Source organism: Halomonas elongata (assembly GCF_029081005.1).
Lineage (GTDB): Bacteria > Pseudomonadota > Gammaproteobacteria > Pseudomonadales > Halomonadaceae > Halomonas > Halomonas elongata_B.
The window spans coordinates 305,204-324,588 of the sequence record NZ_JAJQTQ010000001.1 but is presented as its reverse complement, the minus strand read 5'-3'; the positions used below and the strand labels follow the sequence as shown (position 1 = coordinate 324,588).

The following is a 19,385-nucleotide window of genomic DNA, read 5'->3' as shown; positions in this document are numbered from 1 at the left end:
CAGCTTCCAGCTTCCAGCTTCCAGCTTCCAGCTTCCAGCTTCCAGCTTCCAGCTTCCAGCTTCCAGCTTCCAGCTTAAAACCTTTTCTCCAGGGCGAAGCGCGGCAGCGGTTCCCCCTGCATCTCGACGATTTCCATGAACATCGACAGGGGACGCACCCAGAGGCCGTAGTCGCCATACAGGGCGCGGTAGGCCACCAGGGGTTCTTCGGTCTCGCTGTGATGGGCCACGCCGATGACCTCGTAGAGCGGACCCTTGTAGTGACGATAGATACCCGGAACGGGGCGTTGCGCTTCCATCGTGGATCTCCGTGTTCAGTGAGCGGGGACGGCGTCGCGGGCCAGTCGTGCCAGGACGCGACTGGCGGCCGTGAAGCCGAAGCTGCCGGTGACGAAGGTGGCGGCGCCGAAGCCCGAAGCGCAATCGAGGCGTGTCGATTCGCCGGCGCCGGGCTTGGTGTGACACACCTCGCCGTCGGCGTCGGGGTAGATCAGCTGTTCGTCGGAATAGACGCACTCCACCGAGAAGCGGCGCCGAGGATTGCGCGAGAAGCCATGATCGCGGCGCAGGCGAGCGCGGACCTTGGCCAATAGCGGGTCGTGCTCGGTACGCGTGAGGTCGGCGGTGCGAATCCGTGTAGGGTCGGTCTGGCCACCGGCGGCACCCGTAACGGTGATCGGCAGCTTGCGTCGCTTGCACCAGGCGATCAGCGCTGCCTTGGCGACCACGCTGTCGATGGCGTCGACCACATGATCGGTGTCCTCGGGCAGGCGCTCGGCCAGGTTGCCGGGCGTGACGAAGGCGGTGTCGGCGATGACCTCGATCCCGGGTTGTATCGCGCGGCAGCGTTCGGCGAGTACCTCTACCTTGGGACGCCCGATGGTGCCGTCCAGGGCGTGCAACTGGCGATTGACGTTGGAGACACAGACGTCGTCCAGGTCGATCAAGGTCAACCGACCGATGCCGGAGCGGGCCAGAGCCTCGACGGTCCAGCTGCCCACGCCACCCACCCCGGCTACCACCACATGGGCCTGCCGGAAGCGTGCCGCGGCTCGCGTGCCGTAGAGACGCCGGATGCCGCCGAAGCGCAGTTCGTGGTCGTCGCTCTGCGAGGGCGTGGAAGGCATGAAGGGATCGTTCATGGCATCGTCATCGTATGAGGTGAAGTTGAGGTATTGCGGTCATTGGCGGGCAGGTGGCCCGACCAGCCGAAGCGTTGGAAAAGGGCGGTCATTGACGCGTCGAGGGCACAACCGATGGTGAGGCGACGGCCGTCGACCGGGTGATCGAAGCCCAGCTCCACAGCGGCGAGCAGCAGGCGGGGACAGGCCAGCTGGTCGGCGAAGAAGCGGTTGTGGACGCCCTTGCCGTGCTTGGCATCGCCGATGATGGGGTAGCCGCGGCGCGACAGGTGGCGACGGATCTGGTGGCGTCGACCGGTGCGCGGGCAGGCCTCCATCAATGAATAGCGAGCACTCGGGTAGCGATCGACGCTGACCGGCAACTCCACGCTGTCCAGGCGGCGCACGTCGGTGCGTGCTTCTCGTGCCGGCATCTCGGCCTTGGGGCGGCGCCCATCCTCGTCACGCAGGGCGTAGTCGAGGCGTTCGGACTCGGGCCCCAGGCCACGCACGACTGCCAGATAGCGTTTGGTCACTCGATGCGCGGCGAAGGCATCCGCCAGGTGGCCGGCGATTTCCGAGTCGAGGGCGAACACCATCAAGCCCGACGTGGGGCGATCGAGACGATGGACCGGATAGACACGCTGACCGATCTGGTCGCGCAGGGTCTGCAGCAGGAAGTGCCGCTCGCCCCTGGCCAGGGCGCTGCGGTGCACGAGCATGCCCGCCGGCTTGTGCACGGCGATCAGGTGGTCATCGCGATGGAGGATGGGCAATGCTTCGGTCATGGTGGCATCGGCTGACAATGAAGGCGCCATTGTCGCTGCGCGGTGCGCGGATGTCATCCATGGTGGTCATCATGGCAGGCGGTTCGTATCCTGCCGGTTGATGTGGCCGGAAGGGTGGAGCATGGCCTTGATGTCTGACGCCTGTCAGGAGGACAACACGTGATGGAGTCTCGTTCGACCGCTCATCTGGTGGTACTGACCGGTGCTGGCATCAGCGCCGAGAGCGGTATCCAGACCTTTCGCGCCGCCGACGGACTCTGGGCCGACCATCCCATCGAGGAGGTCGCGACCCCGGAAGCCTGGGCCCGGGATCCCGGGCGCGTCCTGCGCTTCTACAATGCACGTCGCGACCAGGTGCGTCGCGCGCGTCCCAATGCGGCCCACAAGGCACTGGCGCGGCTCGAGGCCGGGGGCTTCCGGGTCAGCATCGTCACCCAGAATATCGACGACCTGCACGAGCGAGCCGGTTCACGTCGGGTCGTGCACCTGCATGGCGAGATTCTCAAGGCGCGCTCCTCGGTGGATAGTCGCATGCGCTATCCGCTGCCTCGCGGCGGCATCGCCCTGGGCGATGTCTGCGACAAGGGCAGTCAGCTGCGGCCCGATGTGGTGTGGTTCGGCGAGGCGGTGCCTCGTTTCGACGAGGCCCGTGAGGTCGTCGCCGACGCCGATCTGCTGCTGGTGGTGGGGACGTCGCTGGCGGTGATGCCGGCCGCTTCATTGATCGATGAGGCGCCCATGGCGGCGCCTCGGGTGCTGGTCGACCCCGAGGCTCATGAGCTGACGGCAACCGGTGTGCAGGGGCTGGCCCTGCCCGCCGGAGAAGGCGTGCCCCTGCTGGCGCGCCACTGGCGGCGCGAGGGCCGCCTGTGGCTGCCCGAGGGGGTGTTCGGCGGATAGAGCGATTGGCAGGCATGCTAGAATGCCGCCCTTCCTTATCACCGACACGCCAGTGAAGCATGCAGGACGATTCCTCGACGCCATTCTCCCCCGATACCGACTCGCCCTCTGGCCCCGAATCGCCGCCACGACGCGAGTTCAAGGCGCGCGGCAGCTTCGTGGTGCGCTGCGAGTCGTGCAATCTGCCGCACCTCAACTGCCTGTGCCCTTACCGGGTGCGCGCCGAGAGTTGCTCCCGGGTATGGCTGTTGACGCATCCGCTCGAGCACTACAAGCCCACCAATACCGGCCGTCTGATCCGCGATGTCCTGCCGGACACCGAGGTCTTCACCTGGTACCGCACGGCGCCGGACGAACGGCTGCTCGAGCTGCTGGCGGACGCGCGCTATGCGCCCTTCGTCGTCTTCCCCGACGATCAGGAGGGGTATGCCGAGCGGGTGGTGGGCATGGATCGTGTGATCGAGGATCAGGATGCCGGTCGAATTCCCGTCTTCCTTCTCCTCGATGGTACCTGGCGACAGGCTCGCCGCATCTTTCGCCGCAGCCCCTATCTGGCGACCCTGCCGGTGCTGCCGCTGGTCACCGATCGACAGACCCGCTATCGACTGCGCAAACCGGCCTCCAGGGACCATCTGTGCACCGCCGAGGTGGCGGCGGAACTGTTGCGCCAGGCCGGTGACGAGTGGGCCGCCGAGGTGCTCGACGACTATTTCGACGTCTTCAACGACAACTACGCCGCCAGCCGCCGCCACACCAGGCGGACGGAGCCGACGCCGGCGATGCGTCGGCTGCTGGCGGCGCGGCAGGACGCCTAGCCGAACAGGGTGCCGGCGATGCGCAGTCCGGCGATCCAGGTACCGGCGGCGGAGCCGAGCGTGGCGGTCAAGAACACCAGCAGGGTGCGGGCCACCCGATTGCGCCACCAGCCTTTCCAGTCGGTGACGTCATGGCGAAGGGTGGCGAAGTCGCGGACCTTGGGCTTGCGCAGGGCCAGTTCCACACCGGCGGCGACGAAGCCGGCGCCGATGGTGGGGTTCAGCGAGGTAAGGGGCGCGGCGAACACCGTGGCCAGTACGGTAAGGGGATGGGCCAGGGCCGCCAGGGTGGCCGCGCCGGACAGCAGGCCGTTGATCAGGAACCATTCGCCGACCAGTTGCCAGCCCAGCTCCGTGTTGCGCGAAAAGCCGATGGCGAAGCCGGTGAGGACCAGCGCCGTGATCAGCCAGGGGATCGCCTTCCAGACCCTGGAGCGAGGCGGGGTGACCTCCAGATGCTCGCGCTCGCTGGTCGGCGATTCGGGCAACGGTGCCTCGAGGTGTTCGGCCATGCCCTGCAGGTGCCCGGCGCCGATCACCACCAGCACATGGCGATAGCGGCCGGGCGGGCAAAGCTCGGCCAGTCGCAGCGCCATGTAGCGGTCGCGTTCGCTGATCAGCGGGGTATAGAGCGACTCGGACTGGGTAGCGAACTCGCGGAAAGTGGATTCCAGCACGTCGCCTTCCTTGAGTCGCTCGATGTCTTCCGAGGAGACATCCTGGCGGGACAGCACGCCACCGAGCAGGCCCGAGAACAGCGAGAAGCGTTGCCACCAGGGCACATTGTGATAGATGCGCTTGAGGGTCACGCCGACATCGCGGTCGATCAGCGACAGCGGCAGGTCATGGGCACGTGCGCCCTCGACGGCGGCGCGCATTTCGGCCCCGGGTTCGATGCCCGACTGTTCCGCGACGCGTTGCTGGAAGGCGCCCAGGGCGAGGCTGGCCGCCACCATGCCGGCCTTGCCCTGGCGGAAGACCTGAAACAGGTCCTGCTCGCCGAGGGCGTCCGGATTGGAGAGGTTCTGATGGCGTGAATCGCACAGTTCGATGGCCACGGCGTCGAATTCGCCGGAATCGATCAGCCCGCGTACTTCGTCAGCGCTCCGGGCGGAGACGTGGGCAGTGCCCAGCAGGGTATAGCGGGTCTCGCCCACCTGCAGGGTTCGGCGCGGGCCGAGGGTCTCGGCGGGCGGTTCGGCGATGGCGCAGTCCTGAGTGTCGGTCATGGGCGCTCGGGCCTTGAAAATGTGAAGGGTCGATTATCCACGAAGGCCGCCGGCGGGCCAAACCCGACGCGGCACTTGCATTGGCTTTGCTACTTGCGCCAGAAAGCGGGGGTAAACAGCACCACCACGGTGAAGATTTCCAGGCGCCCGAGCAGCATGGCGACGACCAGTATCCACTTGGCCATGTTCGGCAGGTCGCCGTAGTGGGCCGAGGCATCGCCGAGTGCCGGGCCCAGGTTGTTCAGGGTCGCCCCCACCGTGGACCAGGCGGTGACCTGATCGACGCCGGTGGCCATCACGCCGACCAGCATCAGGAAAAACAGCATTACATAGGCCGAGAAGAATCCCCACACCGCCTGGGCGATGCCATCCGGCACGCTGACCTTGCCGATCTTCACCGTGATCACCGCGCTGGGATGAATCAGGCGCATTACCTCGCGCATGCCCTGCTTGAGGATCAGGATGATGCGAATCACCTTCATGCCGCCGCCGGTGGAGCCGGAACAGCCGCCGACGAAGGCGGCCACGAACAGCAGGAAGGGCAGCGCGCCGGGCCAGGTGGAAAAGTCGGCCACCGAGAAGCCGGCAGTGGTGGCCACCGACACGACCTCGAAGACGGCGTGGCGCAGGCCCTCGACGGTCTCGTAGTCGCTGGTGAGCCAGAGCGAGACCGAGGTGATGACGATCAGGCCGGCCAGGAACAGCATCAGAAAGCGTGCTTCCGGATCCTGGAAATAGTGGGTCAGGCGGCGTTCCCGCCAGGCCACGAAGTGCAGGCTGAAGCTGAAGGCCGAGATCAGCAGGAAGGCGGCGCAGATCAGCTCGATCACGGCGCTGTCGAAGTAGCCGATGCTGGCGTCATGCGTGGAGAAACCGCCGATGGCCACGGTGGAGAAGCTGTGCCCCAGGGCATCGAACCAGTTCATCCCGGCAGCCATGTAGGCCAGGGTGCAGGTGACCGTCAGGGTGGCGTAGATGTACCACAGGGCCTTGGCCGTCTCGGTGATGCGCGGCGTCAGCTTGGAATCCTTGAGGGGGCCGGGGATCTCGGTGCGGTACAGCGCCATGCCGCCGACGCCGAGCGTCGGCAGGATCGCCACCGCCAGCACCACGATCCCCATGCCGCCGAGCCACTGGAGCTGCTGGCGATAGTAGAGGATCGCCTCGGGCAGCAGGTCGATGCCGGTGATCACGGTGGCACCGGTGGTGGTCAGGCCGGAGAAGGACTCGAAGACCGCGTCGGTGGGCGAGAGCGCCGAGGCGCCGGTGAGCATCAGCGGCAGGGAGCCGAAGAGTCCCAGCACGCTCCAGAACAGGGCCGCGATCAGGAAGCCGTCGCGGGTTCGCAGCTCCTTGCGTGCATGGCGGTTGGGCAGATACATCAGGGCGCCGGTGGCCACGGTAATGGCCAGGGCCACCACGAAGGCCTGCCACATGCCATCGGCGAACAGCAGCGAGATCAGGATGGGCGGCACCATGGTCAGGCTGAACATCATCAGCAGCAGGCCCAGGATGCGCAGGATCATGCGCAGGCTCATGCGATGATCCCCCTCGTCGTCCCTGTCGACATGGTGAACTCCATCAGAAGAAGGTCAGTCCCACCTGGAAAAGTCGCTCGACATCACGGATGCGGCGCTTGTCGATGACGAACAGGATGATGTGGTCGCCGGATTCGACGACCACATCATCATGGGCGATCAAGACCTCCTTGCCCCGGACCACGGCCCCGATGGTGGTGCCGCTGGGCAGATCGATGTCACCGATGGCGCGGCCCACGACCTTGGACGACTGGGTGTCGCCGTGGGCGATGGCCTCGATGGCTTCGGCGGCCCCGCGCCGCAGCGAGTGCACATTGACGATGTCGCCGCGTCGCACATGGGTCAGCAGGCTACCGATGGTGGCCTGCTGGGGGGAGATGGCGATGTCGATCTCGCCACCCTGGACCAGGTCCACGTAGGCGGCGTTGTTGATCAGCGTCAGCACTTTCTTGGCGCCCATTCGCTTGGCCAGCATCGACGACATGATGTTGACCTCGTCGTCGTTGGTCAGCGCGCAGAAGATATCGCAGTCCTCGATGTTCTCTTCTTCCAGCAGGCGCTTGCTGGTGGCGCTGCCGTGCAGCACCACGGTGCGGTCGAGACGTTCGGAGAGCTGGGTGCAGCGTTCGAGGCTACGCTCGACGATCTTGACCTGGTGGCTGTGCTCCAGATGCTCGGCCAGACGCTCGCCGATGTTGCCGCCGCCGACGATGACGATGCGACGGAAATCGCGTTCCAGGCGACGCAGCTCGCTCATCACCGCACGGATGTCGCGACGGGCGGCGATGAAGAAGACCTCGTCGTCGGCCTCGATGACGGTGTCGCCACGTGGAATGATGGGACGGTTGCGGCGATAGATGGCAGCGACACGGGTGTCGACGCTGGGCATGTGGCGACGCAGGAAGCCGAGCTCCTGACCGACCAGGGGGCCGCCGTAGTAGGCCTTGACCGCGACGAGCTGTACCAGGCCACCGGTGAACTCCAGGACCTGCAGGGCGCCGGGGTGCTCGATCAGGCGGCGGATATGGTCGGTCACCACCTGCTCGGGACTGATCAGCACATCGATGGGCACTGCTTCATGGGCAAAGAGCCCCTTGCGGGTCAGGTAGGCGGTGGCACGCACCCGGGCGATCTTGGTCGGCGTGCGGAACAGGGTGTGGGCCACCTGACAGGCGATCATGTTGACCTCGTCGGTGTTGGTCACCGCGATCAGCATGTCGGCGTCCTCGCCGCCGGCCTGGCGAAGCACCATGGGGTAGGAACCGGCGCCGGTCACGGTGCGGATGTCCAGGCGAGTATGCAGTTCGCGAAGGCGGTCGGCATCGGTGTCCACCACCGTGATGTCGTTTTCTTCGCGGGCCAGGTGTTCGGCCAGGGTGCCGCCGACCTGGCCGGCACCGAGGATGATGATCTTCATCGCGTATCACAGTCCGCAGGGATGAGGGGGCGCTATGGGCACCGCCGTTTTTGGTGGCGGAAAGCCTAAACCAGTCGCCGAAGGAAGAACAGGCGAGGGGCTCAGTCGAGGGTGAAACCGACCTTGATCGTCACCTGCCAATGGGCCACCCGGCCATGTTCGATATGTCCACGGGTATCGATGACCTCGAACCAGCGCATGCCGTGCAGGCTTTCCGACGCCTTGCTCAACGTGCCCTGGATGGTGTCCTCGATGCCCTTGTCGGAGGAGCCGGTCAACTCGATGTGCTTGTAGGTGTGGTGCATATGACAATCCTCTGGTTGCGATGCAGCGTCAGATGGTGACTTTCCTCAGTCTGGCATAGAAGAAGCCATCGTGGCTGTCGGGACTCGGCAGAAGCTGGCGTCCCGCACCGGCGGGACGCCCCCAGGCGAGGCCGTCCGGGGTGGTGACTTCGGCGTCCGGGGTGCGTTCGAGGAAGGCCTGGACCTGATCGGCATTTTCCTCCGGCAGCACCGAGCAGGTGGCATAGAGCAGGGTGCCGCCCGGCGCGAGCAGGGGCCAGAGGTTGTCCAGCAGGCGTGCCTGCAAGTCGGCGAGCTTGGCGATGTCCGATGGACGGCGCAGGCGCTTGATGTCGGGATGACGCCGGATCACGCCGCTGCCGGAACAGGGGGCGTCGAGCAGGATGGCGTCGAAGGCGGTGCCATCCCACCAGTCCCGATCGGTGGCATCGCCATGGGCCAGGGAGGCCCCCAGACCGAGCCGTGCCAGGGTGTCCTCGACCCGCGCCAGGCGGGCATCGTCGCTGTCGATCGCCTGCAGGTCGATGTCGAACAGTTCCAGCAGGTGTGCGGCCTTGCCGCCGGGGGCGCAGCAGGCGTCCAGCACCCGCGCGCCGGGCCGGGGGGCGATCACCGGTCCCAGCAGCACGGCGGCCAGTTGGGCGGATTCGTCCTGAACACTGACATGACCTTCGCGAAAGCCCGGCAAGTCGGCGACATCACAGGGTGTCTCCAGGGTCAGGCCATCGGGGGCATGGGGACAGAGTCGCGCACCGGGCGAGTCGAGGCGTTCCAGGTACATTTCTCGGTCGCCGTGGCGACGATTGACCCTGAGCGTCATGGGGCCTGGCTGGTTGTTGGCGTCGCAGATCGACCGCCAGTCGTCGGGCCAGGCCTGGCGGAATGTCTTCACCCACCACCGCGGATGCAGCATGGCCACCGCCGGGTCGCGATCCACCTCGGCCTGCAGCGCCGCGCTGTCTCGCTGAAGGCGTCGCAGGCAACCGTTGAGCACGCGGGTGGCCCAGGCCTTGCTCAGCAGCCGTGCGGCGCCGGCGGTCTCTCCCACGGCGGCGTGGGCGGGGACACGTAGATACAGCAGTTGGTAGATGCCCACCAGCAACAGGGCCTGGATGTCGGCATCGCGCGTCTTGAAGGGCTTTTCCAGCAGTTGCCCCGCCAGGGCCTCCAGGCGGGGCAGGGCTCGGCAGGTGCCGAAGCAGAGTTCCTTGAAGAGCCCCCGGTCCCGGGCCACGACCTGGTGCTCGTCGAGATCGTTCAGTGACTTCTTGCCGGTGATCACCGGTGCGATCGCCCGAGCGGCGGCGGCACGCACGGCCAGGCCATTGTCGAGGGACTTGCTGCGTCCGGCGTTGCGTCGCTGCTGGCTCATGCGGGTGTCTCCCGATCAGGTGTTCCGAGTCGTGTTCCGACGGTGAAGCGGTCCACTCGGGCCCGCAGCAATTCGGCGATGTCCAGGGGCTTGCCACCGGGCAGTTGTGCCCGGGTCACGCGCAGTACCCCATCACCACAGGCGACACGCAGGGCGTCATCGGCGGGTTCGAGCAGGGTGCCCGGTGTGACGCTTGTTTCGTGGCTTGCGAATTCGTCGGGTTCGGCCAGCCACAGGCGCAGGCGCTCGTTACCGAGCGAGCACCAGGCCACCGGCCAGGGGTTGAAGGCGCGAATCCGTGCGGCGAGGGTCGCGGCGGTCTCGCGGAAATCCAGTTCGGCTTCGGCCTTGGACAGCTTGGCGGCATAGGTGACGCCGTCGTCGGGCTGGGGGCTGGGGACGAGACCGGGACCGGCGAGGGCGTCCAGGGTCTCGACCAGGGCCTCGCCGCCCAGTTCGGCCAGGGTATCGTGGAGCCTTCCCCCGGTGGTGGTGGCCGTGATGGGCGTTTGCCGGGTGAGCAGCATGTCGCCGGTATCCAGGCCCTCGTCCATCTGCATCAGCGTCACGCCGCTCTGGGTGTCGCCGGCCTCGATGGCCCGCTGGATCGGCGCCGCCCCGCGCCAGCGCGGCAGCAACGACGCATGCACATTGATGCAGCCCAGCCGGGGGGTGTCGAGGATCTCGCGAGGCAGGATCAGACCGTAGGCGACCACCACCATCAGGTCGGCGTCCAGGGCCGCCAGCTGTGATCGGGCCTCGGGGGACCGCAAGGATGCCGGCTGGTAGACCGGCAGGTCGTGTGACCGGGCCAGGACCTTGACGGGGCTCGCGGTCAGCTTGCGACCACGACCGGCGGCTCGGTCGGGCTGGGTATAGACGCCGACGACGCGGTGATGGCTCGCCAGCAAGGCTTCCAGACTCGCGGCGGCGAAGTCGGGTGTGCCGGCGAAGATGACGCGCAGGGATCGGGACATGTCGAGGGGCCTTGCCGAAATGGATGCCCCTTATGATAACGGAGCCGACCGCAAACGACGAAGGGCAGTGCCGTCAACGACAGCACTGCCCCATGCGGGATGGCGAGGCAATATGGCGGGGGCGGCGGTCAGGCCGGCTGCTGTTGCTTGTGACGCTTCTGCATCTTCTTCATCACCCGGTCGCGCTTGAGCGGCGACAGGTAATCGACGAAGAGCACGCCGCGCAGGTGATCGCATTCGTGCTGAATGCAATGGGCGAGCAGCCCCTCGGCCTCGAGCTCATAGGGCTCGCCCTGGCGGTCGAGGGCCTCGAGGCGGACCTTGAGGGCCCGGGGAACTTCGGCGTAGTACTCGGGAATCGACAGGCAGCCTTCCTGCATCGGCTCACGCTCGTCGCCGATCGGGGTGACCTTGGGGTTGATCAGCACCAGGGGCGTGCTCTGGTCATCGCTGACGTCCATGACGATGACGCGGCGATGCACGTCCACCTGGGTGGCGGCCAGTCCGATGCCTCGGGCGTCATACATGGTCTCGAGCATGTCGTCGACCAGCCGGCGCACCTCGTCGTCGACCGTCTCGACTTCGGCGGCCTCGGTGCGCAGCCGTTCGTCGGGGAATTCGAGGATGGGGAGTTTGGCCATGGCGTAGGGTCACCGTTGTACAGTCATACGAAATATACGTCTATTCTAGGAGGCGAGGTGCGCGGGGGAAACCACCCGCCATGCATCGTCTCGATAGGATTCGACTATAGCATCTCGGCGATGTTCCGGGGACCGTCACGACCCGGACAAGGAGATTCGCCCATGCAGCGCAGCGCCACGGACTGGCTGGCCTTGTCCCTGTTACCGGGCATGGGAGCCGCGCGGCTCGCCGAACTGGCGGCGAGCGATCCACCCTGGCCGGATGGCTGGTTGGCTGCCTTGCCGCGGCCGGCTGCCCAGGCCCTGCGGTTATGCCTCGAACATCCCGCGCAGAGTCCGTTGGCGGCGAGAATCGCCACCGAGCTCGACTGGCTCGATGCCTCGCCCGATCGCCATCTGCTGTATCCCGGCCATCCGTCCTGGCCCGAGGTGTTGGATCAGATCGCTGACCCGCCACCGGTGCTCTGGGCACTGGGAGACCTCGATGCCCTGGAAGCGCCGCGCCTGGCGTTGGTGGGCACCCGGCGCCCGACCCGCGAGGGCAGTGGTAACGCTGCCGGTTTTGCCCGTGGGCTCGCCGAACGAGGCTGGTGTGTGGTCAGCGGCATGGCACTCGGCATCGACGGCATCGCCCAGCAGACGGCCCTGGAGGCCGGCGGCCGCAGCATCGCGGTGCTGGGATGCGGCGTGGACGTGATCTATCCGGCCCGTCATCGACGCCTCTACGAACGGCTGCGCGAGCCCGGCGGCCTGTTGCTTTCCGAGCATGCGCCGGGCACCCGGGCAAGGGCGGCGTTCTTTCCCCGCCGTAACCGCCTCATTACCGGCTTGTCGCGGGGCGTGCTGGTGGTGGAGGCCGCCGAGCGCAGTGGCTCGCTGGTCAGCGCCCGGCTGGCGGCCGAGCAGGGACGCGATGTCTTCGCCCTGCCCGGCTCGATCCACAATCCCCAGGCACGCGGATGCCTGCATTTGATCCGGGAGGGGGCCGCCCTGGTGAGGGGCCTGGATGACATCCTCGGCGAACTCGCTCAATGGCGCGTCTCGCCCGTGGTGAATCGTCGCACCTCGGAGGAGGCAATCGACACCGATCCGCTGCTGGCCTGGCTCAGCGATACGCCTACACCCGTGGATGCCCTGGTCGATCTGACCGGATTTTCGGTGGGGGACTGCCAGCGTCGCCTGCTGGCGCTGGAGCTGGAAGGACGGGCGAGTCAGGCGGCAGGCGGCTGGGTACGCCTGCCGACGTCGCCGGGGCCATGCTAGAATCGGCCGTCGTCGTCAGTTCGTTGGATGTAACGCCATGCTTGAGGCCAGTTCCCTCGACACCGCCGTGGCCGCCTTGCGAGAGGGCGGCGTGATCGCCTATCCCACCGAAGCCGTCTGGGGGCTGGGGTGCGACCCCGACGATGCCTCGGCCCTGACTCGCCTGCTGCACATCAAGCGGCGAGAGTCCGCCAAGGGCGTGATCCTGGTGGCCGCCGACCTCGACCAGTTCGCGCCCTGGCTGGAGGGCCTGCCGGATGAGCACCGTGAGGTGCTTGCCGAGCCGCAGACACAACCCACGACCTGGCTGGTGCCCGATAATGGACGCGCTGCCGCACTGGTCAGGGGAGAACACGACAGGGTGGCATTGCGTGTCAGCGATCATCCGCGGGTCGTCGAGCTGTGCCGTGCCTTCGGTGGCCCGCTGGTGTCGACCTCGGCCAACCGGGCCGGAGAGTCCTCGGCGATGAGCGCCGATGCGGTGCGTCGCATTTTCGGCGACGAGCTGGATGCCCTGCTCGATGGCCCCCTGGGGGGCCATGCGCGTCCCAGTACCATCCGCGACCTGGTCACCGGTCGGATCCTGCGGGCCTGATGCGTTTTCCCCTTGTGTCATACCGTGCTTTTCAACCTGTCGCATTCCGAGGAGGCTTCGTGGCCCACGCGCATCTCGATGACGTCAAGACTTACCTGCTCGACCTGCAGGATCGCCTGTGCGATGCCCTGGCCGCCGAGGATGGGCAGGCCGGTTTCCGCGAGGATAGCTGGCATCGCGAAGAAGGAGGGGGCGGCCGTTCCCGGGTGATCGAGAACGGCGCGGTGTTCGAAAAGGGAGGCGTCAACTTCTCCCATGTACATGGGGCGGCGCTGCCGGCCGCCGCCTCGGCCGCACGACCGGAGCTGGCGGGGCGGGGCTTTCATGCGGTGGGCGTCTCCTGGGTGTTGCATCCGGAGAATCCTCACGTGCCCACCAGCCATGGCAACGTACGCTTCCTGATCGCCGAGAAGGCGGGCGAGGCACCGGTCTGGTGGTTCGGAGGCGGCTATGACCTGACACCCTTCTATCCCGTCCTCGACGATGTGCGCCATTGGCATCGTGTCGCCAGGGACGCCTGTGCGCCCTTCGGCGATGACGTCTATCCGCGCTACAAGGCGTGGTGCGACGATTACTTCATGCTCAAGCACCGCGACGAGACCCGGGGCGTCGGTGGCCTCTTCTTCGACGATCTGAACGAGGGCGGCTTCGAACGCTGCTTCGACGTCCAGCGTGCGGTGGGCGACAGCTTCCTCGATGCTTACCTGCCCATCGTGCGACGGCGGCGCGAGACGCCCTGGGGGCAGCGCGAGCGCGATTTCCAGTTGTACCGTCGTGGGCGTTACGTGGAATTCAATCTGGTCTGGGATCGCGGCACCCTGTTCGGGTTGCAGAGCGGAGGGCGTACCGAGTCGATCCTGATGTCGATGCCGCCCCTGGCGCGCTGGGAATACGGCTGGGAGCCCGAGACGGGCAGCCCCGAAGCCGAATTGAATGACTATCTACGCCCCCGGGACTGGCTCGGTGAGGCGGCCCGGGAGGAGCAAGCCCAATGAGCGATCGGTACTGTGTCTTCGGCCACCCCATCGGCCATTCGAAGTCGCCGGCCATCCATGCCGCCTTCGCCGCGCAGACCGGAGAGGCGCTCGAATACGTCGCCATCGAGGCGCCACTGGACGACTTTGCCGGTGCCTGGCGAGCCTTCACGGTCGACGGCGGTCGGGGGGCCAATGTCACGGTGCCGTTCAAGGAAGAGGCGCATCGACTCTGTGACACCCTCAGTCATCGAGCCCGCCGGGCCGGGGCGGTGAATACCCTGGTACTGGACGCGGACGGCCAGACACGAGGCGATACCACCGATGGGTTGGGGCTGGTCGGCGACCTGCGTCGGCAGGATGTCGTCCTGGCCGGCGCCCGCATCCTGGTGCTGGGCGCCGGAGGCGCGGTGCGCGGCGTGCTGGAGCCGCTGCTCGAGGCGGCCCCGGCCAGCCTGTTGATCGCCAATCGCACGGCGGCCAAGGCCGAGGCCCTGGCCGCCGATTTCGCGGATCTCGGCGAGGTGGCCGGTGGCGGCTTCGATGTCGTGCGCGGTCCCTTCGACCTGGTCATCAATGGCACCAGCGCCAGCCTCGCCGGCGACCTGCCGCCACTACCCGACGATCTCTTCGCCGAGGGCGGGGTCGCCTACGACATGATGTACGGCAGCGAGCCAACCGTCTTCCTGCGCTGGGCTGGTCAACGCGGTGCCAGAGGCATCGACGGCCTGGGCATGCTGGTCGGCCAGGCGGCCGAATCCTTCCTGCTGTGGCGCGGCAAGCGTCCCGATGTGGCCCCGGTGCTGGACAGGTTGCGTCGCTCGCTGTGACACCCGGTCGGGATGAGGTCGTCCGCGCCTGGCATCTGGCGCGGACGCCTCGGGGGCACCCCGCGCCCGGGGACTTCGCCTGGCGTTGCGTTCCTCTCGAGGCGCCCGCGCCGGGCGAGGCCTGGCTGGAACCCCATTGGCTGTCGGTGGACCCCTACATGCGCACGCGCATGCAGCCCTCGGGGTATGACTATTTGACACGATGGCGGCCCGGCGATGCCCTGTCCGCTTGGGGACTGGCGAGGGTCGTCGCCTCGCGCGGGCCCTGGCGCGAGGGCGATTGGGTGGTGGGTCACATGCCCGTGGCCGAGCGTTGCCGGCTTGGGCCGGGAGCATCGCCGAACCTGCCGCCCTTGACGCTACCCGCCGATACGCCCGCTCCTGAACGCTGGCTGCATGCCCGCGGCATGACCGGCTTCACCGCCTGGCTCGCCATGCGCCGTTATGGCCTTCCCCGGGCCGGCGAGACCGTGCTGGTGTCCGCCGGGGCGGGCGCGGTAGGTAGCCTGGCCATCCAATGGGCACACCGCGCCGGGGCGAGGGTCATTGCCACCGCCGGCGATGCCGTCAGGCGAGACTGGCTGGTCGAGCGGCTGGGCGTGGCAGCGGCGCTGGACCACCACGACAGTGACATCGCGTCGCGACTGGCGGAGGCCGCACCGCAGGGCATCGACCTGAACGTCGAGAATGTGGGAGGCGATGTCTTCGAGGCGGCTATCGACGCCCTGGCGCCGGAGGGGCGCGTGGTGCTGTGCGGACTGGTCGGACAGTACCATTCGCCCGACCCACGACGCGCGCCCCGTAATCTATCCCGAGTGGCGGCGCTGGGCGGGCACCTGCAGCCGTTCGTGGTACCGGGACACGAGACGGCCTACTGGGCGCGCTTCCAGGAGGACATGGCGACGTGGACGGAGGTGGTGGCGCCCCTGGATGTGGTGGATGGCTTCGCCGACTGGCCCCTGGCCTTCTGCGGGCTCTTCGGCGACGGCGGCATCAGGGGCGTCGGCAAGCGCGTGGTACGCCTGCGCTGAAACCTACTGGCAGTTGGGCGTACGACCCGACTGCCGGGCCTGCTGGTAACGGGCCAGGGCCGGATCCATGTTGGCCTGCAGGTCGGCAATGCGGCTACCGTGGCTAGGGTGAGTGGACATCCACTCCGGTGGCTGGCCTCCCCCTGCTTGGCTCATGTTGCGCCACAGTTCGATACTGGCGCGGGGGTCGAAGCCGGCCTGGGCCATCAACTGCAGGCCGATCTCGTCGGCTTCGCTCTCGTGGCTGCGCGAGAAGGGCAACTGGACACCATACTGGGCCCCCATGCCCAGCGCCGACATGGCCGCGTCATGAGTCGGCCCCTGGATGCCGGCGGCGGCTGCCGCCACCGAGGCAACCGTAATGCCGATCTGGGTGGCGCTCTGGGTCGAGGCGCGCTCGTTGGCATGGTGGGCCAGCACGTGCCCGATCTCGTGGCCGATGACCGAGGCGACCTGATCCTGATTGGCGGCGATGTCGAGCAGGCCGGTGTTCACGCCGACGTAGCCGCCGGGCAGGGCGAAGGCGTTGGCCGCATCGTCCTCGAAGACGCGGACCTGCCATTGTTCCTGACGGGCTTCGGCCGGCAGTACCTTCACGACGGCATCGGTGATGCACTGCACATATTGCAACGACGCACCGCCGACGGTGGGTCGATCGCTCTGGTACTGGGCGAAGGCCTTGGCGCCCATCTGGTCGAGCTCCTGGTCGGACATCAGCATCAGCTGCGAACGTCCGGTCGGCGAGGTCGTACAGGCCGCCAGGGAAACGCCGAGCGCTCCCACGGCGAGGCAGTGCATCCAGCGCATGATGATTTCCTCCGTGGATCGGCCCCGGAACGGGGCTGTGCTTGGTGACAAGATACCGTGCCTGTCTGGCGGGTCAACCAGACGCGTGAAGCGTATCGCGCACGGCAGGGGCTCATTCAGAATATGGCATCATGCCCCCCTGATGCCTGTCGCGACGACCGCCTTGCCCGGGGAGATGTGACAGCAGGAAACACGACAGCTGGACGGAGAACTGCGTGATGGATGATGAACTGGCCAGGCGTCTGCTCGGCGTGCTGGAGCGAGTGGAACCCTGGTTGCCGCCGACGCCGGTAGAGGTCGACTGGCGCCGCGACGTCGCGGCCCTCTGGCAGCGGCACCCCCTGGGTGGCAACCTGACACCGGTGCCGCCCAGGGATGCCCTTCGCCTGGATGATCTGCTGGGGATCGAGCGGCAGAAGCGGGCACTGGTCGACAATACGAGAGCCTTTCTGCGTGGCTATCCGGCCAATCACGCCCTGCTGTGGGGAGCCCGGGGCGGTGGAAAGTCGTCGCTGGTACGGGCACTGCTCAATGATCTGGCCGAGGAGGGGCTTCGGCTGGTGCAGGTGGATCGCCATGACCTGGCGGCCCTGCCGGTACTGGTCGAACGCTTGCGTGGTGAGCCCCATCGTTTCGTGGTCTATTGCGACGATCTCTCCTTCGAGGGGAATGACGACGCCTACAAGGCCCTGAAGAGCGTGCTCGACGGTACCTTGACCGGCCCACCCGAGAATGTCCTGCTCTACGCCACGTCCAATCGTCGGCACCTGTTGCCGGAGTCGATGAACGATAATGATGACTCTCGCCTGGTGGGCGAAGAACTGCATCATGGTGACGCCGTGGAGGAGAAGATCTCGCTCTCGGATCGCTTCGGGCTCTGGCTGGGGTTCAGGCCCTTCGATCAGGCGACCTATCTGGACGCCTGCGCGCATTGGGTCGACTGGCTGGGTGATGAGGGCGACTGGAACGACGAGGCCCGTGCCGAGGCGATTCGCTATGCCACCCTGCGCGGGGGGCGAAGTGGCCGAGTGGCCTGGCAGTTCGCCTGCCAATGGGTCGGCCGGTTGCGTCTCGAGGCGTGACGCGTCGCCCCGAACACAAGGCGCCGCCCGGGTGGGCGGCGCTTGTCTCGCTGCGCTGACATCCAGAGTCAGCCTCGAAGCGGCTAGAAGTTGTCCAGCGAGGGCGCTCGCTTGGGACGCACGACCGCCATGTCCTCGTTGAAGAAGCCTTTGAGCAGGGCGAAGACCATGGCGAAGGTCATCACGAAGATCGGCAGTCCGATGACGGTGATGACCTGCTGTAACGCCTCCAGTCCGGCATCGCCGGCCAGCACGATCAGCATGGCGGCCACCGCACCCTCGGACACGCCCCAGAACACGCGCTGATGGACCGGGCCCGGGTCGGTGTCACCGGTGCACAGCAGGTCGATCACCAGCGAGGCGGAATCCGACGAGGTAGCGAAGAAGATCGCCACGATCACCACCGCCAGCCCCTGGATCAGGGTCGCCGCGGGGAAATGCTCGAAGAAGGCGAACATCGCCAGGGGGACGCTCTCCATGACGGCGGCGGTCATGGCTCCGGCCTGTTCACCTAGCTCGGCCCGGGCAATCTCGCCGATGCCGTCGATCTGCATGGCCGACCAGCCGAAGATGGCGAACCACACCAGGGTGAACAGCGAGGGGGCGAACAGCACGCCGAGCACGAACTCGCGAATGGTGCGTCCCTTGGAAATGCGTGCCACGAACAGGCCGATGAAGGGCGACCAGGTCACGGTCCAGGCCCAGTAGAAGACCGTCCAGCTGCCTTGCCAGCCCCAGCGTCCGTCCTCGCTGGTGTACTGCGCCAGGGTATCGTTCCAGAACGCCAGCGGTACGATATTGGAGATGTAGATCCCCAGCGTCTCGATGATGCCGCGCAGCAGGAAGACCGTCGAACCGGTCAGCAGTACGAAGACCATCAGCCCCGTCGCCATGCCGATATTGAGGTTCGACAGCATCTTCACCCCCTTGTCGAGCCCGCCGACGATGGACCCTACGGCCACCGCCGTGAGCACGATGATGATGATGACCTTGGTGGTCACGCCGTCCGAGACGCCGAACAGCTCCGACAGCCCCGCGTTGATCTGCGAGGTGCCGAGCCCGATGGAAACCGCGACGCCGAACAGGGTGCCGAGCACCGCGAAGATATCGATGGTCTTGCCGATCGGTCCGTAGATGCGTTGCTTGATCAGCGGATAGAAGACCGAACTGACCCTGACGGGCAGGTCATAGCGATAGACGAAGTAGGCGAAGGCAAGGCCCGGCAGGGTGAAGATCGTCCAGGTATGCAGGCCCAGATGGTAGAGGGAGAAGCCCATGGCTTCCCGGGCGGCCTCCACCGAGTGAGGCTCGATCTCGCCATGCGGCGGTGTGGAGAAGTGAAAGATGGGTTCGGCCACCCCCCAGAACATCAGCACGGTGCCGATGCCGCCGGCAAACAGCATGGTGAACCATGAGATATTGCCATAGGCGGGGCGGTCATCGTCGCCGCCGAGGCGGATGTTGCCGTAACGGCTAAGCGCCACCCACAGCAGGAACATCAGCCAGATGCTCACGCCGAAGATGAAGAACCAGCCGAGGTTGGTGACGACCCATTCACGACCGTCGGCGAAGATATCGCCAATGATGTCCGGTGCGATGACCAGGGCCAGCAGGAACAGCAGCATCAGGCCCGCCGACACGAAGAAGATGGTGGGATCGGTGCGCAATCCTAGCTGTTTCGCGAGTTTTTCCATGTAGAT

Annotated in this window: 20 protein-coding genes; 8 read left to right on the top strand and 12 right to left on the bottom strand. The window is 66.7% G+C overall.

Translation table 11 applies throughout. From position 1 onward, the window contains the following. Window positions 1-74: 74 nt before the first annotated feature. Genes LU493_RS01520 through LU493_RS01510 form a run of 3 tightly spaced genes read right to left on the bottom strand, consistent with a single transcriptional unit; the run spans window position 75 to window position 1,909 of the window. Window positions 75-299, bottom strand: a complete 225-nt coding sequence (locus tag LU493_RS01520) for a DUF1653 domain-containing protein (protein WP_275286009.1) — start codon at window positions 297-299, stop codon at window positions 75-77. A 15-nt stretch (window positions 300-314) separates the two neighbouring features. Next, window positions 315-1,142 carry a tRNA cyclic N6-threonylcarbamoyladenosine(37) synthase TcdA gene (gene tcdA / locus LU493_RS01515; RefSeq protein ID WP_275286008.1) on the bottom strand — a complete coding sequence of 276 codons (828 nt, stop codon included), beginning with the start codon at window positions 1,140-1,142 and terminating at the stop codon, window positions 315-317. Further along, window positions 1,139-1,909, bottom strand: a complete 771-nt coding sequence (locus LU493_RS01510) for a pseudouridine synthase (protein WP_275286007.1) — start codon at window positions 1,907-1,909, stop codon at window positions 1,139-1,141. Before LU493_RS01510 ends, tcdA begins: the two co-directional genes overlap by 4 nt. Window positions 1,910-2,071: 162 nt before the next feature. On the opposite strand from LU493_RS01510, the gene LU493_RS01505 reads away from it, so the two are divergent. Both LU493_RS01505 and LU493_RS01500 read left to right on the top strand, forming a co-directional pair. Further along, complete coding sequence (locus LU493_RS01505; RefSeq protein ID WP_275286020.1) at window positions 2,072-2,809, top strand: SIR2 family NAD-dependent protein deacylase; 738 nt, start codon at window positions 2,072-2,074, stop codon at window positions 2,807-2,809. A 59-nt stretch (window positions 2,810-2,868) separates the two neighbouring features. Continuing rightward, window positions 2,869-3,624, top strand: coding sequence for a tRNA-uridine aminocarboxypropyltransferase (locus LU493_RS01500; protein ID WP_275286006.1), 756 nt, complete (start codon window positions 2,869-2,871; stop codon window positions 3,622-3,624). On the opposite strand, the gene LU493_RS01495 is transcribed toward LU493_RS01500, so the two are convergent. From LU493_RS01495 to def, 7 genes are all read right to left on the bottom strand, one after another. Beyond that, window positions 3,621-4,853, bottom strand: coding sequence for a TraB/GumN family protein (locus LU493_RS01495; protein WP_275286005.1), 1,233 nt, complete (start codon window positions 4,851-4,853; stop codon window positions 3,621-3,623). The genes LU493_RS01500 and LU493_RS01495 overlap by 4 nt on opposite strands. 89 nt (window positions 4,854-4,942) lie before the next feature. Next, on the bottom strand, window positions 4,943-6,391 hold the full coding sequence (locus LU493_RS01490) for a TrkH family potassium uptake protein (RefSeq protein ID WP_275286004.1): 1,449 nt from the start codon (window positions 6,389-6,391) through the stop codon (window positions 4,943-4,945). A 43-nt stretch (window positions 6,392-6,434) separates the two neighbouring features. Next, a complete protein-coding gene (trkA, locus tag LU493_RS01485) occupies window positions 6,435-7,808 on the bottom strand; it encodes a Trk system potassium transporter TrkA (protein ID WP_275286003.1) in 1,374 nt (457 codons plus the stop codon). Between the two features lie 101 nt (window positions 7,809-7,909). Beyond that, window positions 7,910-8,113, bottom strand: coding sequence for a dodecin (locus LU493_RS01480; protein ID WP_275286002.1), 204 nt, complete (start codon window positions 8,111-8,113; stop codon window positions 7,910-7,912). A gap of 28 nt (window positions 8,114-8,141) precedes the next feature. After that, on the bottom strand, window positions 8,142-9,485 hold the full coding sequence (rsmB, locus tag LU493_RS01475) for a 16S rRNA (cytosine(967)-C(5))-methyltransferase RsmB (protein ID WP_275286001.1): 1,344 nt from the start codon (window positions 9,483-9,485) through the stop codon (window positions 8,142-8,144). Continuing rightward, on the bottom strand, window positions 9,482-10,462 hold the full coding sequence (fmt, locus tag LU493_RS01470; protein ID WP_275286000.1) for a methionyl-tRNA formyltransferase: 981 nt from the start codon (window positions 10,460-10,462) through the stop codon (window positions 9,482-9,484). Before fmt ends, rsmB begins: the two co-directional genes overlap by 4 nt. 128 nt (window positions 10,463-10,590) lie before the next feature. Beyond that, window positions 10,591-11,103, bottom strand: coding sequence for a peptide deformylase (gene def, locus LU493_RS01465; protein WP_275285999.1), 513 nt, complete (start codon window positions 11,101-11,103; stop codon window positions 10,591-10,593). Between the two features lie 162 nt (window positions 11,104-11,265). Between def and dprA the strand changes: the two genes are divergently transcribed. The 5 genes from dprA to LU493_RS01440 are packed head-to-tail and all read left to right on the top strand — an operon-like array spanning window position 11,266 to window position 15,796. Beyond that, window positions 11,266-12,366 (top strand): DNA-processing protein DprA, encoded by a 1,101-nt coding sequence (gene dprA, locus LU493_RS01460; RefSeq protein WP_275285998.1) that lies wholly within the window; start codon window positions 11,266-11,268, stop codon window positions 12,364-12,366. 37 nt (window positions 12,367-12,403) lie between these two features. Beyond that, the gene (locus LU493_RS01455; protein WP_275285997.1) at window positions 12,404-12,961 is read left to right on the top strand and encodes an L-threonylcarbamoyladenylate synthase; all 558 of its coding nucleotides are present in this window, start codon (window positions 12,404-12,406) and stop codon (window positions 12,959-12,961) included. Window positions 12,962-13,020: 59 nt separating this feature from the next. Next, the gene (gene hemF / locus LU493_RS01450) at window positions 13,021-13,956 is read left to right on the top strand and encodes an oxygen-dependent coproporphyrinogen oxidase (protein WP_275285996.1); all 936 of its coding nucleotides are present in this window, start codon (window positions 13,021-13,023) and stop codon (window positions 13,954-13,956) included. Next, window positions 13,953-14,765: a shikimate dehydrogenase gene (gene aroE / locus LU493_RS01445; RefSeq protein WP_275285995.1), complete on the top strand. Its 813-nt coding sequence runs from the start codon at window positions 13,953-13,955 to the stop codon at window positions 14,763-14,765. The genes hemF and aroE overlap by 4 nt, the downstream gene beginning before the upstream one ends. After that, window positions 14,762-15,796: an MDR family NADP-dependent oxidoreductase gene (locus LU493_RS01440; RefSeq protein ID WP_275285994.1), complete on the top strand. Its 1,035-nt coding sequence runs from the start codon at window positions 14,762-14,764 to the stop codon at window positions 15,794-15,796. Before aroE ends, LU493_RS01440 begins: the two co-directional genes overlap by 4 nt. 3 nt (window positions 15,797-15,799) lie before the next feature. Here the strand turns inward: LU493_RS01440 and LU493_RS01435 are convergent, their stop codons facing one another. Further along, window positions 15,800-16,603: a M48 family metallopeptidase gene (locus tag LU493_RS01435; RefSeq protein ID WP_275285993.1), complete on the bottom strand. Its 804-nt coding sequence runs from the start codon at window positions 16,601-16,603 to the stop codon at window positions 15,800-15,802. 218 nt (window positions 16,604-16,821) lie between these two features. On the opposite strand from LU493_RS01435, the gene LU493_RS01430 reads away from it, so the two are divergent. Next, complete coding sequence (locus tag LU493_RS01430) at window positions 16,822-17,685, top strand: ATP-binding protein (protein WP_275285992.1); 864 nt, start codon at window positions 16,822-16,824, stop codon at window positions 17,683-17,685. 83 nt (window positions 17,686-17,768) lie between these two features. Here the strand turns inward: LU493_RS01430 and LU493_RS01425 are convergent, their stop codons facing one another. Beyond that, complete coding sequence (locus LU493_RS01425) at window positions 17,769-19,379, bottom strand: BCCT family transporter (protein WP_275285991.1); 1,611 nt, start codon at window positions 19,377-19,379, stop codon at window positions 17,769-17,771. Window positions 19,380-19,385: the final 6 nt, after the last annotated feature.